This window comes from Enterococcus spodopteracolus (genome assembly GCF_030441955.1).
Lineage (GTDB): Bacteria > Bacillota > Bacilli > Lactobacillales > Enterococcaceae > Enterococcus_B > Enterococcus_B spodopteracolus.
In genome coordinates this window covers 1-439 of sequence record NZ_JARJHD010000113.1, presented here as the reverse complement: position 1 = coordinate 439, position 439 = coordinate 1, and the positions used below count along the sequence as shown (strand labels likewise).

Sequence of the window (439 nt, the reverse complement as noted above, 5' to 3'; positions counted from 1 at the left end):
AGTTGGCTCATTGCCCCTCCTGACTGATAAAATTTGGGCTGTTTATCCCCTAAAAACGCCCGTCAGTAAAATGTTTTTTCGGATAAATTGCGTATTGCGCCGCGTATCTGAAAACCCGCGTCCCTTTTCTCCTTTAACAACATTAACCTTTCCCTCCCAAGCACCCATGTCGACGTTTTTTTAACCTGACGAGGTGTAACTTTAAATGTTACACTGCCAGTCCCTATGGAAGGGGGAAAGCATGATTAAATCTTTCCGCGATCGCTATCTGGAGCAGTTCTATCTGGAAAGCAAACGCAGCCGTCTGATCCCCGGCGTGCTCGAGCGGCAGTTGGCCAGAAAGCTCGATATATTGGCCGCCGCGCAGCAAGAGCGTGATTTGCATCACCCCACGGGTAACTATTACAAGCGGCTATCCGGGCCATTTCAGGGATGGTCA

The 439-nt window shown here is 49.4% G+C and carries 2 protein-coding genes; both read left to right on the top strand.

The annotated features are described in order from the left end of the window. Positions 1 to 184, top strand: a 184-nt coding sequence (locus P3R27_RS14810; protein ID WP_301399184.1) for a hypothetical protein, incomplete at its 5' end; no start/stop codon positions are given. A gap of 57 nt (positions 185 to 241) precedes the next feature. Beyond that, positions 242 to 439: type II toxin-antitoxin system RelE/ParE family toxin (locus tag P3R27_RS14805; protein ID WP_301399183.1), on the top strand; the 198-nt coding region annotated here is incomplete at its 3' end.